14 protein-coding genes and 1 tRNA gene are annotated in these 13,888 nt (G+C 68.0%); 3 read left to right on the top strand and 12 right to left on the bottom strand.

Features of this window, described 5'->3' with window-relative positions; translation table 11 throughout:
- Both Aple_RS50905 and Aple_RS50900 read left to right on the top strand, forming a co-directional pair.
- The coding region (locus Aple_RS50905) for a lipopolysaccharide biosynthesis protein (RefSeq protein ID WP_155352023.1) at positions 1–958 on the top strand (958 nt) is incomplete at its 5' end.
- Positions 955–1,827 carry a sulfotransferase gene (locus Aple_RS50900; protein ID WP_155352022.1) on the top strand — a complete coding sequence of 291 codons (873 nt, stop codon included), beginning with the start codon at positions 955–957 and terminating at the stop codon, positions 1,825–1,827. The genes Aple_RS50905 and Aple_RS50900, both read left to right, overlap by 4 nt.
- Here Aple_RS50900 and Aple_RS50895 read toward each other — a convergent pair.
- From Aple_RS50895 to Aple_RS50865, 7 genes are all read right to left on the bottom strand, one after another.
- Complete coding sequence (locus tag Aple_RS50895; protein ID WP_155352021.1) at positions 1,820–2,650, bottom strand: WecB/TagA/CpsF family glycosyltransferase; 831 nt, start codon at positions 2,648–2,650, stop codon at positions 1,820–1,822. The genes Aple_RS50900 and Aple_RS50895 overlap by 8 nt on opposite strands.
- Positions 2,650–3,543, bottom strand: a complete 894-nt coding sequence (locus Aple_RS50890; RefSeq protein ID WP_155352020.1) for a glycosyltransferase family 2 protein — start codon at positions 3,541–3,543, stop codon at positions 2,650–2,652. The genes Aple_RS50895 and Aple_RS50890 overlap by 1 nt, the downstream gene beginning before the upstream one ends.
- Before the next feature lie 17 nt (positions 3,544–3,560).
- The gene (locus Aple_RS50885) at positions 3,561–4,454 is read right to left on the bottom strand and encodes a sulfotransferase family protein (protein WP_246265632.1); all 894 of its coding nucleotides are present in this window, start codon (positions 4,452–4,454) and stop codon (positions 3,561–3,563) included.
- A 107-nt stretch (positions 4,455–4,561) separates the two neighbouring features.
- Positions 4,562–5,806: a sulfate adenylyltransferase subunit CysN gene (gene cysN, locus Aple_RS50880; protein ID WP_155352019.1), complete on the bottom strand. Its 1,245-nt coding sequence runs from the start codon at positions 5,804–5,806 to the stop codon at positions 4,562–4,564.
- The gene (cysD, locus tag Aple_RS50875) at positions 5,806–6,720 is read right to left on the bottom strand and encodes a sulfate adenylyltransferase subunit CysD (RefSeq protein WP_155352018.1); all 915 of its coding nucleotides are present in this window, start codon (positions 6,718–6,720) and stop codon (positions 5,806–5,808) included. Before cysD ends, cysN begins: the two co-directional genes overlap by 1 nt.
- Positions 6,721–6,746: 26 nt before the next feature.
- Positions 6,747–7,508, bottom strand: a complete 762-nt coding sequence (locus tag Aple_RS50870) for a 3'(2'),5'-bisphosphate nucleotidase CysQ (RefSeq protein WP_155352017.1) — start codon at positions 7,506–7,508, stop codon at positions 6,747–6,749.
- 3 nt (positions 7,509–7,511) lie between these two features.
- Complete coding sequence (locus Aple_RS50865; protein WP_155352025.1) at positions 7,512–8,852, bottom strand: sugar transferase; 1,341 nt, start codon at positions 8,850–8,852, stop codon at positions 7,512–7,514.
- Between the two features lie 185 nt (positions 8,853–9,037).
- On the opposite strand from Aple_RS50865, the gene Aple_RS50860 reads away from it, so the two are divergent.
- The gene (locus tag Aple_RS50860) at positions 9,038–9,610 is read left to right on the top strand and encodes a 3'-5' exoribonuclease domain-containing protein (RefSeq protein WP_246265630.1); all 573 of its coding nucleotides are present in this window, start codon (positions 9,038–9,040) and stop codon (positions 9,608–9,610) included.
- 1 nt (position 9,611) lies between these two features.
- On the opposite strand, the gene pth is transcribed toward Aple_RS50860, so the two are convergent.
- The 5 genes from pth to Aple_RS50835 form a co-directional block, all read right to left on the bottom strand.
- Entirely contained in the window at positions 9,612–10,202 is a 591-nt protein-coding gene (pth, locus tag Aple_RS50855) for an aminoacyl-tRNA hydrolase (RefSeq protein ID WP_155352016.1), read from the bottom strand.
- Between the two features lie 152 nt (positions 10,203–10,354).
- Positions 10,355–10,966 (bottom strand): 50S ribosomal protein L25/general stress protein Ctc, encoded by a 612-nt coding sequence (locus Aple_RS50850; protein ID WP_155352015.1) that lies wholly within the window; start codon positions 10,964–10,966, stop codon positions 10,355–10,357.
- A gap of 95 nt (positions 10,967–11,061) precedes the next feature.
- Positions 11,062–12,039: a ribose-phosphate diphosphokinase gene (locus tag Aple_RS50845; RefSeq protein ID WP_155352014.1), complete on the bottom strand. Its 978-nt coding sequence runs from the start codon at positions 12,037–12,039 to the stop codon at positions 11,062–11,064.
- A 77-nt stretch (positions 12,040–12,116) separates the two neighbouring features.
- Positions 12,117–13,559: a bifunctional UDP-N-acetylglucosamine diphosphorylase/glucosamine-1-phosphate N-acetyltransferase GlmU gene (glmU, locus tag Aple_RS50840; protein ID WP_155352013.1), complete on the bottom strand. Its 1,443-nt coding sequence runs from the start codon at positions 13,557–13,559 to the stop codon at positions 12,117–12,119.
- A 150-nt stretch (positions 13,560–13,709) separates the two neighbouring features.
- Positions 13,710–13,782, bottom strand: a tRNA-Gln gene (locus Aple_RS50835).
- Between the last annotated feature and the right edge of the window lie 106 nt (positions 13,783–13,888).

Here is a 13,888-nt window from a genome sequence, read left to right as displayed (position 1 = left end):
GGTTGTGGTGGCGCTTGGGCCGGTGGTTGTGCTTTCGGGTGTGGTTGGTGGGGGGCTTTTGTGGGGGGCTGGGGAGAGTTGGGTGTTGGGGGTGGTTTTGCCGGTTGTGGTGGTGGCGGATGTGTTGGTGGCGGCTACTCGGGGGCGGGGGTCGATGCGGGAGACGTTGGTTTTGGGTGGGGTGGTGCAGCCGGTTGGGCAGCTTGTGCTGGTAGGGGGTGCGCTGGTTGCGGGGGCGTCGGTGCCGGTGTTGGTGGTGGCTTGGGCGTTGCCTGCGGTGCCGGTATTGGTGTTGGCGGGGGTTCGGGTTTCTAGGGATTCCTTTGGGTCGGTTGGGTGGGGGGAATTCTGGCGGTATATCGGCCCTCGGTCGGTGGCCAGTGGTGTGCAGGCGGTGTTTCAGCGGCTGGATATCGTGGTGGTCGCCCTGTTGGCGGGGCCTGCTGAGGCGGCTATGTATACGGCTGCCACTCGGTTCAAGGTAGTGGGGCAACTCGTCAGCCAGGGGCTCGCGCAGGCCGTACAACCCCGGCTGATTCGGGCGATCGCCGATGGTGATCCTGGCAGGGCGAAGGCGCTCTACCGGCAGGCCACCCGGACGTTGATGGCGATCACCTGGCCGGTCTGGATCGCATATGCCGCCCTCGCGCCGTGGATTCTCAGTCTGTTCGGACCAAGTTATCCCCAGGGTGTGGATATCGCCCTCGTGCTCTCCGCCACCATGATGATCGCCACCGCGTGCGGCATGGTGGACGTGGTCCTCATCGCGTCCGGCCGCACCACCGCAAGCCTGATCAACGTCATCGCCGCGGTAGCGGTCACCATCGCCCTCGACCTAGCCCTCGTGCCATCACTCGGCGCTCTCGGCGCGGCTCTCGGCTGGTCCGGCGGCGTGCTGGTGAAGAACCTCCTCCCCCTAGTCCAGCTGTACGGCTTCCGTCCCAGGATCGCGACATGACCATTCTCGTCACCGGCCTCCCCCGCAGCGGCACCAGCTGGACCGGCCGCATGCTGTGCGCCTCCGGCGAACTCGTCTACGTCAACGAACCCCTCAACCCGGAACGCCACCACCCAGGCGTCCTCAACACCCCGCCCCCCAACCGGTTCCAATACATCTGCGAAGACAACGAACCAACCTGGCTGCCCGCTTTCACGGACACCACCGCGCTCCGCTACCGCTTCCTCGCCGAACTACGCCACAACCAGCGCCCGGCAGCCCTCGCGCGCCTGCTCAAACACGGCACCGCGTTCACCCTCGGCTGCCTGCTCGGCCGCCGCGCCCTCCTGGACGACCCGTTCGCCCTGTTCTCCGCGGCCTGGTTCGCCTCCCGCCTGAACTGCCGGGTCATCATCCTGATCCGCGACCCGGTCACGTTCACCGGCAGCTGGCAACACCTCGGCTGGACGGTCTACTTCCACGAACTCCTGGAACAACCCCTGCTCATCCGCGACCACCCGAACCTGCTCGCCCTCCGCGACCACGTCGGCTCCCAGGACCGCCTCGCGAAAGCCGCCGCCCTCTGGCGCGCCGCCCGCGACGTGACCGACACGATCACGCACCCGAACATCCGCGTCGTCTCCTACGAAACCCTGGCCGCCGACCCCCTCTACGGCTTCCGCGACCTCTACGCCTGGTGCGGCCTCACCTGGACCGACCGATCAGCACAGTTCGTCCGCCGCGCCTGCACCGGACCTTCGACCGAACGGGCCTTCACCTGGTCGGGCCTGTCCCGCACGGCGTTCCACCGCACCGACAGCGCGACCGCCGCCGCCCGAACCCGGCTCTCCCCCGAGGACGCCTCCCGCGTACGATCCCTGGTCAGGTGAACAAACGCCGCACCGCGCACACCAGGAGCAGGCGGAGCGCGAAGGGGAGATCGTCGACCAGATATCGGCGGGCCAGCCGGGAGGGCTCGGTGGCGAGGCGGTAGAGCCATTCCAGCCCGTGGTCGCGCATCCAGTGCGGCGCACGCCGTACCGAACCGGCGGCGAAAGCGATCGCGGAGCCGCAGCCGACGAACCAGGTGGCCGGCAGGTCGGCGCGGAGGCGGTCGATCAGCAGGTCCTGTTTGGGGAAGCCGAGTCCGACGAAGACCAGGAGGGGATTGGCGTCGAGCAATGCCCTGCGCACCTGCTCGAATCGTTCGGGGTCGGTCTCGAACCCGAACGTAGGAGCGTCCACGCCGGCGATGATGAGGCCGGGATAACGTTCGCAGAGGGCGGTCGCCGCTCGATCCGCCACGCCGGGCGGTCCGCCGAGCAGGTAGATGGGCAGCCGGTAGAACGCCGCCGCCTCCGACAGCGACCAGATCAGCTCGGCTCCCGTGATCCGGGCCGGCAGCGGGCGGCCGAGTAGCCGGGCCGCCCACACCAGCGGCATCCCGTCGGCCACCGCCAGATCGGCCTTCAACACCAGCGCCCGCAACTCGGCGTTCCGCGAGCAAGCCCGGCAGATATCCACATTCGGCGTGATCACATGGCCCCCGCGTCCGCGCCGAAGCGCCGCGACGACCCGGTCCACGACCTGGATCTCGGTCAGCCGATCGACCTCGATCCCGGCCACCGCGACCCGGCGTCTCCGCCGCCGGACGGCCTGCTCCGGTGCCGGGCGCTGCCGGGGTACGGCGAGCAGCGACTGTATGCGCCCCATCAGATGCCATGCCCCCGGGTGTGCAGCACCGCGAGCACGGCGTGCGCGGACACCAGGCCGGTCGCGACGGCCAGCGCGATCGGCGCGCGGAGCTCGCCCCGGCGGGCCGAGAAGGCGCGCAACGCCCACCGCCCGGCCTCACGACGCCGCCCGAGCGCCGCATGATGGAAGGCGAGCTGTCCGTAGACGCGAGCCGCCCCGGTCGGGTCGGCGGCCAGTTCCGGATGCCTGGCCAGCATCCACTCCAGCCCGGCGATGCGATCCGCCCAGCGAGTCACATACTGGGAGCCTCCCCAGCGGACCCGCACCAGCGGACGATCCACATGCACGATCGGCTGCCGCCGGGCCGCGCGCAGGGCCAGATCCCAGTCCTCGTTCTGGCCGCCTGGAGCGCTCTCGTCCACCCACAGCGCGCCGCGCCGGAACAGGAACGTGGAGGAGTGCACCATCATCATCCGCGACCTGACCAGGTCGGCCACCCGCACCTGGGAGCGGCCCGCGGTGCGGGGGACGACGCGGGAGCCGTACTCCACCTCGATGGCGCAGGAGGCGAACTCGGCGTCGCCGAGGGCGGCGATCTGCGCGGGCAGCTTGCCGGGCAGCCAGAGGTCGTCGTCGTCGCAGAAGGCGACCAGGTCGGTGGTGAGCGCGGCGATGCCGGTGTTGCGCGCGCCGGGAAGGCCGGGGCTGAGCCGGTTGGGCAGCACCTGGACGCGGCCACGGGTGGCCGCCACGACGTCCGCGACCTGTTCCGCGACGTCGACCGGATCGCCTCCGTCCGCCACCACGACAACCTGCGCTGGATCCTGGCCCAGCACGCCTTCGAGCGCGGCGCGCAGCGGGCCCGGCCGGTCGCCGCGCGTGGGGATGACAACGCCGACGGACGGGTTCATGTCTCGGTTCTCCCGGACTAGTAGGTCAGGCGGTAGCCATACCGCAACAGGAACGGAAGGGTGATCAGGGTGACCGCCCAGCGGTGCGGGAAGGGCAGGCGGGCGTGGTTCTCGCGGAACCTGATCCGGCCGACCGCGAAGCGCATCGGGTTGCCGGAGACGGTGTGGGCGACGCCGAGGCGGGCCTCGCGGTCGGCCAGGAACGCGAAATCCGGCTCGCCGCACGGCAGGCCGAGGCGTTCGGCCAGCCGGCGCAGCGTCCGCGTCGGCTCCCCGACCAGATCCTCGTAGTGCACGCGCAGCACGGGCACGCCCTTGACGCGTAACACCTCGTACGCGAGGTTCTGCACCACCCAGTGCACTGCCGTCCTGGCGGGGGTCCAGCGCGCCATCGGCCTGCCGTCCTCGGGGCGTGCCACCTTTTTGCGCCACGAGGCGGCCACCGCCCGCGGATCGCGCACCACATGCACGACCTGCAAATCCATGATCGCCGACAGGCAGTACGCGAGCGAGGCATGCTTGCTCGAATCCACCACCACGCGGCCGTTCACGATCTCGGCGGCGGCCGCGTAGATCCGGTAATAGGACGCCACATACTCGGTCAGCAGCGCCTCGCGGCTGATCAGGCCGAACGCGAACACCGGCACCCGCCGGGTCCGGTCCACCTTGCCGCGCAGCTCCTGCAGCCGCTCCGCCTTGGCCGCCCGCCAGCCGCCGAACGCGCGTTCCCCCACCTTGTGCCAGAACGGGCACTGGGAGAACGACTGGCGGCAGCCGCACGGCTCGTCGGCCTGCACGCCGCGCCGCCACAGATGCACGACCTCACCGAGCGGCGCGACCCCGGGCAGCTCTCCGAGCAGGCGCTCCAGCAGCGTGGTGCCGCTGCGTCCGAGCCCTCCCACAAAGATCACCGGCTGAGCGTCAGACACGAGCACGACCCCCGAAGTGGATACGGAACGTGCCGACGCTAGCGCGGAGAGTAACTACTTGTTCACGGAACGTTAAATGATCTACCTGATCAGAGGATCATCCCGGCCCCGACCGTGCCGTTGCTGGCCTCGTCGATCAGGATGAACCCACCGGTCAGCCGGTTCCTGGCATAGTCGTCCACGAACAGCGGCTGGGTGATGCGCAGCGACACCCGGCCGATCTCGTTGAGCGACAGCTCGGCGGCCGTCTCGTCGCGATGCAGCGTGTTCACGTCCAGCCGGTAGTGCAGGTCCTTGACCAGGGCGCGCGCAGTCCGCGTGGTGTGCTTGATGGTCAGCTTGGCCCGCGGGCGCAGCTTCACGCTGTCGGCCATCCAGCAGATCATCGCGTCGATCTCCTGGGTGGCGATCGGCTGGTTGTTCGGGCGGCAGATCATGTCGCCGCGCGAGATGTCGATGTCGTCCTCGAAGCGCAGGGTGACCGCCATCGGCGGGAACGCCTCGTCCACCGGGCCGTCGAAGGTGTCGATCGCGGCGATCCTGGTGGCCATCCCGGACGGCAGGTGCATGACCTCGTCGCCCGGCTTGAGCACACCGCCCGCGACCTGCCCGGCATAGCCTCGGTAGTCGTGGAATTCCGTCTTGTGCGGGCGAATGACGTACTGCACGGGGAAGCGCACGTCGACCAGGTTGCGGTCGGAGGCGATGTGCACGTTTTCCAGGTGGTGCAGCAGCGAGGTGCCCTGATACCACGGCATGTTCTCCGAGCGGGAGACGACGTTGTCGCCGTGCAGCGCGGAGATCGGGATGAAGGTCAGGTCGCTGGCGTTGAGCTTGGACGCGAACGAGGTGAACTCCTCGCGGATCTCCTCGAAGCGCTCCTCGGAGTAGTCGACCAGGTCCATCTTGTTGACCGCGAGCACCAGGTGCGGCACCCGCAGCAGGGTGGTCAGGAACGCGTGCCGCCGCGACTGTTCAAGTACGCCCTTGCGCGCGTCGATCAGAATGATGGCCAGGTCGGCCGTGGAGGCGCCGGTGACCATGTTCCTGGTGTACTGAATGTGCCCGGGCGTGTCGGCGATGATGAACTTGCGCTTGGGCGTCGCGAAGTAGCGGTAGGCCACGTCGATGGTGATGCCCTGCTCGCGTTCGGCGCGCAGGCCGTCGGTGAGCAGCGAGAGGTCGGTGTACTCGGTGCCGCGGTCCCGGCTGGTGCGCTCGACGGCTTCCAGCTGGTCCTCGAAGATGGCCTTGGAGTCGAAGAGCAGGCGGCCGATCAGTGTGGACTTGCCGTCGTCCACGGATCCGGCGGTGGCGAACCGAAGGATGTCCATCAGAAGTACCCTTCCTTCTTGCGGTCTTCCATCGCCGCCTCGGAGGCCCGGTCGTCGGCCCGGGTGGCGCCGCGTTCGGTGATCCTGGTCACCGCGATCTCTTCGATGATCTCGCTCACCGTGGCGGCCGTGGACGGGACCGCGCCCGTGCAGGTGATGTCGCCGACCGTGCGGTAGCGCACCATCGCCTCGAACAGCGGCTCGTCGTCGCCGCGCTCCAGCACGTCCGACTCGGGGAGCAGCATGCCGTCGCGCTCGAACACCATCCTGGTGTGGGCGAAGTAGATCGTCGGGATCTCGATGCCCTCCCGGCGGATGTAGTCCCAGATGTCGAGCTCGGTCCAGTTGGACAGCGGGAACACCCGGATGTGCTCGCCCTTGCGGATCTTCGCGTTGTAGAGGTTCCACAGCTCGGGCCGCTGGTTCTTCGGGTCCCACTGCCCGAAGTCGTCCCGGAAGGAGAACACCCGCTCCTTGGCCCGCGCCTTCTCCTCGTCCCGGCGCGCGCCGCCGAACACCGCGTCGAACTCCTGCTCCTCGATCGCGTCCAGCAGCGTGGTCGTCTGCAGCCGGTTCCGCGACGCCCGCCGCCCGGTCTCCTCGACCACCCGCCCGGCGTCGATCGAGGCCTGCACCGACGCCACCACCAGCCGCGCGCCCAGTTCGGCCACCCGCCGGTCCCGGAAGTCGATGACCTCGCTGAAGTTGTGGCCGGTGTCCACGTGCATGAGCGGGAACGGGATCGGCGCCGGCCAGAACGCCTTCTCCGCGATGCGCAGCATCACGATCGAATCCTTGCCACCGGAGAAGAGCAGGCAGGGGCGCTCGAACTCGGCCGCGACCTCACGCATGATGTGGATCGCCTCGGCTTCGAGGACGTCGAGCTGCGACGTCGTGTAGTCGCGCTGAAGCATTGGGGGCTTCCTAAGTTCGGGGATGGTTACACAGGCCGATGCAGGTCACGGATGCCGGCGAGCAACGTTGGCGCCAGATCCGGTAGGCAGACCAGGATATCGGGCAGGGATGGATCGGCTTGGTTGTAGGTCAGCGGCGAGCCGTCGATGCGGCTGGCGTGCGCTCCCGCGGCGAGCGCGACGGCCGCCGGAGCCGCCGAATCCCACTCATACTGGCCGCCGGCGTGCACGTAGGCCTCGACCTCGCCGGTGAGCACCGCGCAGATCTTCGCGCCCGCGCTGCCGATCGGCACCAGGTCGGCGCCGGCCAGATAGGCGAGTTTCTGCACGAACTCGGGCGGCCTGGTGCGGCTCACCGCGATCCGGAATCGGGGGCCTTCATGGCGCGGCAACCTGGGGGGCTTGCCGGTCCCCAGCGTACGGCCCTGCGCTGGCAACGCCACCGCGCCCGCCACGAGCTCGCCGTCCTCCCAGAGCGCGACGTGCACCGCCCAGTCCGCCCGCCCGGCCTCGCCGAACTCGCGGGTGCCATCCAGGGGATCGACGATCCACACCCGGCTCGCCTTCAGCCGGGCCGGATCCTGCCGGTCCCCTTCCTCCGACAGCACGCTGTCGCTCGGGCGCAGGCGTTCCAGCGATTCGATGAGGAAGCGGTGGGACTCACGGTCGCCCGCGTCCTTGAGCGCCTTGGGGTCATCGAAGCCATATCGGGCGCGCAGCCGTAACAGCTTCTCGCCTGCCTCCGTCGCCAAGTCTTCGGCTAGGGCGTGGTCGTCTCTGATCGTCATTTCTCAGTACGCTCCTGCTCCGCGTGCCACGGCCGACCACGTCTTCCAGAGGATTTGAAGATCCAACATCAGGGACCAGTTCTCGACATAACGCAGGTCCAACCGTACCGATTCCTCCCAGGACAGGTCGGATCTGCCGTTCACCTGCCAGAGGCCGGTCATGCCGGGGCGGACCAGCAGGCGGCGGCGGACGTCGTCACCGTAGCGGGCCACCTCCTCGGGAAGGGGCGGGCGGGGGCCGACCAGGGACATGTGGCCGTTGACCACGTTGATGAGTTGGGGGAGTTCGTCGAGCGAGTACCGTCGCAGGCGGGCTCCGAGGCGGGTGATCCGGGGGTCTCTGCGGATCTTGAAGAGGACGCCGTCGGCGTCGCTGACCAGCTGGATCTTCCGGTGTTCGGCGTCCTGGGCCATGGTGCGGAACTTGAGGATGGTGAACTCCTGGCCGTCCCGGCCGACCCGGGTCTGGCGGAACAGGGCAGGGCCCGAGCTTGTCGCCCGGACGGCGACCGCCAGCGCGAGGAGCAGCGGCGACAGCAGGATGAGGACCACGCCCGCGACCAGGCGGTCGAAGCCGTTCTTGATCAACCGCCGGACTCCGGCCAGTTCGGGATGTTCCACGTGCAGCAGCGGCAGGCCCGCCACCGGGCGGATCGTGGTGCGCGGCCCGGCCACCTCCATCAGGGCCGGAGCCACCACCAGGTCGGTACGGCTGCGCTCCAGCCGCCACGCCAGCCGGCGCAGCGCGATCCCGTCGAACTCCGGGCAGGCGAGCACGGCGACCGTGTCGGCGTTGATGCGGTTGACCACCAGCGGCACGTCGGAAAAATCGCCCAATACGGGGACTCCTACGTCGGGACCTTCCTCGGGGAGGCAGGCGGCCACGATGTCCATGCCGTGGTAACGCTCGCGGCGGAACAGGCGGACCAGGTCGGCGACCGCTTCCGGGTGTCCGACGGCGACGACTCGGCGCATGCACTGGCCTCGGGATCTTCTGCGGTGCAGGCCGCGGCGCAAGCCGTACCGGCCGAGGAGGGTCAGGATGGTCATGAGCGGGAGGGCGAGCACGACGTAGCCGCGGGCCAGGTCGGTCTTGGTGACGTAGGCGGCGATGGCCACGGCGGCGATGAGGGCGATGCCCGACTGGGCGATCCGGCGGAACTCCTCGGAGCCGACGCCGATCAGGCGGGGTTCGTATACGCGGTTGAGGGCCATGACGATCACCCACAACAATGGCAGGGTTCCGCTCAGCAGAACGTAAGGCTCCACATACGGAGTGACTTCCCCGAATCGCAGGACCACCGCCGCGGCTCCGGCGAGAAAGGCGCAGATGATGTCGGACATGGCGGCACTGACCCGATACCGGAGGGTCCATGTCGGCGTCAGCTTTCGCTCCGGCGCCGGTCTCGCCCAGTCGACGACGACCGCCCCCACCTCGCCGTCCCCCACACATGCCTCCGTGTAACCGTACGCATACCTACCGTTAATTCGCCGCTGGACATGCTAGCGCTGGCCTTGGGGAGAATTCAGTGAAAGCCGAAACCTACATTTCCGTTGATATCGAGGCGGACGGGCCGATTCCGGGGCCATATTCTATGGTGAGTTTTGGGATGGCCGTGGCTGGGAGGATGACAGGGCGCGAGTTCGAGCGCCTTGACCCTAGCGCGAGCACGTTTTATGCGGAATTACGGCCGATCAGTGATGATTTCGTGCCGGATGCCATGGCTGTGTGCGGGCTTGATCGTGACCTGCTTGTTCGTGAAGGGCGCGATCCGGAGGAGGCCATGAAGTCGGCTGCGGCGTGGCTCACAGAAACCTGCGGGAAGTCCACTCCGGTGATGGTCGCGTATCCGCTTTCCTTTGACTGGATGTGGATATATTGGTACTTCATGAAGTTCGCGGGGATGTCGCCGTTTGGGCATTCGCGGTGTATGGACATAAAGACGCTTTATGCCGCTAAAGCCAAGGTTCCTATTGGGTGGGCGACGAAGCGGCAGATGCCGAAGGAGCTGCGGTCTACCCTGCGTCACTCCCATCACGCGCTTGATGACGCCCTCGAGCAGGCCGAGCTCTTCCAGAACCTGATGACCTGGCGCCCGTGACCTAGCGTGGCGGGCCGGAGAGGTTGAGGTCGGCGGCGTGGAACTTGTTCTGGGTCGGTTCCAGGCCGACCTGGATCAGGGATTCGACCATGTCCGCCGCGCGGTCGATCAGGAAGGGGAGGTCCTTACGCTCGGCGGTGGCGAAATCCTTGAGAACGTAGACGGCGGTGTCCATGCGCCCCGGCGGTCGGCCGATCCCAAAACGCAGGCGCAGGTAGTCCTTGGTGTCGAGCGACTTCGTAATGGACTTCAGCCCGTTGTGCCCGTTGTCCCCGCCGCCCAGTTTTGTACGGAGTGCGCCATAGGGCACGTCCAATTCATCATGAATGACGATGAGCTGCGTGGTCTTGTAGAAGTCAGCCAGTGCCTTCACCGGCCCACCCGAAAGGTTCATGAACGACAGCGGCTTCGCGAGAACCACGGACGCCCCGACCAGACGCCCTTCCATGACCTCGGCCCGCGCCCGGTGCGCCTTGAACCGACCACCAGCACGCGCGGCCAGCTCATCGGCCACCATGAACCCCGCGTTATGCCGGTTGGCCGCATACTCCGGGCCAGGATTACCCAACCCGACCACAAGCCAACGATCCACCACGTCTCCCCGCCATACTCAGCCCGCGCAGGCTCCCAGCCTAGATCCTCGAACCCTAGCCACCCCACATCCGGCCAAGCGACGTGGAACGCGTTCACGGCGAAAGCCCCACGCGGCAGGAATTGTCGGGTGGGGCTTTCGTTGTGGTTTGGTTACTCGGCGGGGGCGGCTTCGGGGGCCTCGGTGGGGGCGGTCGGCTCGGCGGCCTCGGGCTCCTCGGGGAGTTCGGCCACGGGGGCGGCGATGACGTGCAGGATCAGCGCCTCGGGGTCGCCGACCAGGGTCGTTCCGGTGGGGAGCGGCAGGTCGGCGGCGAACAGGTCGAAGCCCGCGTCCTTGCCCTCGACGTCCACCTCGACGCCGGTCGGGATGTGGGTGGCCTCGGTCTCCACCTGGACCTGGACCATCAGCTGGTCGAGCATCGCGCCGTTGACGACGTCGCCGACCACGGTGACCGGGATTTCGACGACGACCTTCTCGCCGCGCTTGACCAGGAGCAGGTCGACGTGCTCGAGGAAGCCCCTGATCGGGTCGCGCTGCACGCCCTTGGGCAGGGCCAGCTCGGTGACCGCGCCCTCCAGCTTGATCAGCACGTTGGGGGTGCGGAGCGCGAGCAGGAGCTCGTGGCCCGGCAGGCTCAGGTGGCGGGGCTCGGTGCCGTGGCCGTACAGAACGGCGGGGACGCGGTTGGCGCGGCGGATGGCGCGGGCGGCGCCCTTGCCGAACTGGTCGCGAGGTTCGCTGGTGATCGTGACTTCGGACACGGCACATCTCCTAGGGATGAATCGACGGATGGCGCGCTCCCCCTCACCCGCCCTAGCGGAAGGCGTTACGAGCGCAACTCATTCAGTCTATCGGCCTACGAGTCCCCCTCGAACAAGCTCGTCACCGAGCCGTCGGTGAAGACCTCGGTGATGGCGCGGGCGATCAGCGGCGCGATCGACAGCACGGTGAGCTTGTCGAAGCGCGCCGCCTCCGGGATCGGCAGCGTGTTGGTGACGACGACCTCGGAGATCCGCGAGTTCTTCAGCCGGTCCACGGCGGGTTCGCTGAACACGGCGTGAGTGGCGGCCACAACCACGTTGGTGGCGCCGTGGTCGTAGAGGGCGTCGGCGGCCTTGCAGATCGAGCCGCCGGTGTCGATCATGTCGTCGATCAGCACGCAGGTGCGACCGCGGACCTTGCCGACCACCTCGTTGACCTTCACCTGGTTGGCCACGTCCAGGTCGCGGCGCTTGTGGATGAAGGCGACGGGAGTATTCAACGAGTCCGACCAGCGTTCGGCCAGGCGGACCCGCCCGGTGTCCGGCGAGACGATCGTGGTGGTGGCCGGGTCGACCTTGTCGCGCAGGTAGTCGATCAGGATCGGCATCGCGAACAGGTGGTCCACCGGGCCGTCGAAGAATCCCTGGATCTGCGAGGTGTGCAGGTCGATGGACATCAGGCGGTCGGCGCCGGCCTGCTTGAACAGGTCGGCCATCAGGCGGGCGGTGATGGGCTCGCGGCCTCGGCCCTTTTTGTCCTGTCGTGCGTACCCGAAGAAGGGCATGATCACGGTGACCCGTTTGGCGGAGGCGCGTTTCAGCGCGTCCACCATTATCAACTGTTCCATGATCCACTTGTTGATCGGGGCGGTGTGGCTCTGGATGATGAACGCGTCGCAGCCCCGTACCGACTCCAGGTAGCGGACGTAGATCTCGCCGTTGGCGAAGTCGCGGAGCGTGGTGGGAGTGATCTCCACCCCGAGGTTCTTCGCGACTTCTTCGGCGAGTTCCGGATACGCCCGACCGGAGAAGAACATCAGGTTCTTCTGACCCATCGTCTGAATCCCACTCATGCGGCTTGCTCCTCCTGGCCCGGGATAATCCGGTGATACGCGGCTGACCGCGCCTTGATCCGATCCGTACTGCTGCTTCACGCCTGGGCCTGCCCGGAATCGAGCGCCCGCTGGGCTGCTTCCGCGGAAGCCGTACCTACCCGGCGGCGGAGCACCCAGCCTTCGACATTGCGCTGGCGGCTCCTGGCCACGGCCATCGCGCCCGGCGGCACGTCGTTGACGAGCACCGAGCCCGCCGCCGTGTACGCGCCGTCGCCGACGTGAATCGGGGCGACCAGCATGTTGTCGCTGCCGATCCGGGCATGATCGCCCACCGTTGTATGACTTTTCGTGACACCGTCGTAGTTCACGAACACGCACCCGGCGCCGATGTTGGATCCGGTGCCGATGGTGGCGTCGCCGACGTAACTGAGATGGGGGATCTTGGAGCCCTCGCCGATGGTGGCGTTCTTGGTCTCCACGTACGTCCCGATCTTGCCCTTCGCGCCGAGGCGGGTGCCCGGGCGCAGGTAGGCGAACGGGCCGACCGAGGCGCGCGGGCCGATCTCGGAGCTGAAGCAGACGGCGTTGCGGACGACCGCCTCCTCGCCCACGATCGTGTCGGTGAGTGTGGTGCCGGGGCCGACCTCGGCGCCGGCGCCGATCCGGGTCGCGCCGTGCAGCTGGGTGCCGGGGTGGATCACCGCGTCGGCCTCCAGGGTGACGTCGGCGTCGATCCAGGTGTTGCCCGGGTCGATCACGGTCACGCCGTTGAGCATGTGGGCGTGCAGGATGCGCTCGTTGAGCACCCGGCGGGCGAAGGCCAGCTGGACCTTGTTGTTGACGCCCTCGACCTCGACGTAGTCGACCGCGATGTGGGCGCCGACGCGGTGGCCCTCCTCGCGGAGGATCGACAGCACGTCGGTGAGGTATTCCTCGCCCTGCGCGTTGGAGGTGGAGACACGTTTGACGGCGTCGGCGAGGAGGAGGCCGTCGAACGCATACACCCCCGAGTTCATCTCGGTGATGGCGCGCTGGTCGGGCGTGGCGTCCTTCTCCTCGACGATCTCCAGGACCGCGCCGGTGGCATCCCGGACGATCCTTCCGTAACCGGTCGGATCCGGGACCTTCGCGGTCAGCACGGTGACCGCGTTGGCGTCATCGGCGTGCCTGGTCAGCAGGGCGGCGAGGGTCTCGGTGCGCAGCAACGGCGTGTCGCCGTAGGTCACCAGGACCGTTCCGTCGATGGTGCCGACCGCCTCCAGGACCGTGCGGACCGCGTGTCCCGTGCCGTTCTGCTGCTCCTGGACGACCTGGCGCGCGTCCGGCGAGGTCCGGGCCAGATGGGCCTCCACCTGCTCGCGCGCATGGCCGATGACGACGATCAACTTGTCGGGGTTGAGGCCCCGGGCGACGACGAGCATGTGGTCGACCAGGGAGCGACCACAAAGCTCGTGCAAAACTTTCGGGGTCTTGGACTTCATCCGCGTGCCCTCGCCCGCGGCGAGGACGATGACGGCGGCCGGGCGCGGCGCACTCACTTGTGGGAGCTCCCTCGGATCCGCTGGTGAGACGGCTCTTAGATCAGGATGCTGTACGGCTACCGCCAAGGCACCGCACGGTCACCCACTCGACAACGTGAGCTTACCTGGCCGGGCACCGAACACACCCGGCACACCACCCCCACCGCGTTCCGGCGCCTGGACTCGAACCAGGACAAACCAACTCCAAAGGTTGGCGGGCTGCCAATTACCCAACGCCGGATAGCTCGAACCAAGCGGTTCGATCAACCCCCACCTTACCGGGACCGATCCCAAGACGTGCGAACGATATGTAGTGTTCATGGCCGCGCCTCCGGCACGGCGGGCTC

The organism is Acrocarpospora pleiomorpha, from assembly GCF_009687885.1.
GTDB classification, from domain to species: domain Bacteria; phylum Actinomycetota; class Actinomycetes; order Streptosporangiales; family Streptosporangiaceae; genus Acrocarpospora; species Acrocarpospora pleiomorpha.
The sequence above is the reverse complement of the archived record's forward strand: the minus strand, read 5'-3'. Positions and strand labels throughout refer to the sequence as shown.

Excerpts from the sequence above, each read along its gene's own strand:
- Aple_RS50900 (WP_155352022.1), top strand. The coding sequence starts at position 955 with ATGACCATTCTCGTCACCGGCCTCCCCCGCAGCGGCACCAGCTGGACC.
- Aple_RS50895 (WP_155352021.1), bottom strand. The coding sequence starts at position 2,650 with ATGGGGCGCATACAGTCGCTGCTCGCCGTACCCCGGCAGCGCCCGGCA.
- Aple_RS50890 (WP_155352020.1), bottom strand. The coding sequence starts at position 3,543 with ATGAACCCGTCCGTCGGCGTTGTCATCCCCACGCGCGGCGACCGGCCG.
- cysN (WP_155352019.1), bottom strand. The coding sequence starts at position 5,806 with ATGGACATCCTTCGGTTCGCCACCGCCGGATCCGTGGACGACGGCAAG.
- cysD (WP_155352018.1), bottom strand. The coding sequence starts at position 6,720 with ATGCTTCAGCGCGACTACACGACGTCGCAGCTCGACGTCCTCGAAGCC.
- Aple_RS50870 (WP_155352017.1), bottom strand. The coding sequence starts at position 7,508 with ATGACGATCAGAGACGACCACGCCCTAGCCGAAGACTTGGCGACGGAG.
- Aple_RS50865 (WP_155352025.1), bottom strand. The coding sequence starts at position 8,852 with ATGTCCGACATCATCTGCGCCTTTCTCGCCGGAGCCGCGGCGGTGGTC.
- Aple_RS50845 (WP_155352014.1), bottom strand. The coding sequence starts at position 12,039 with ATGAGTGGGATTCAGACGATGGGTCAGAAGAACCTGATGTTCTTCTCC.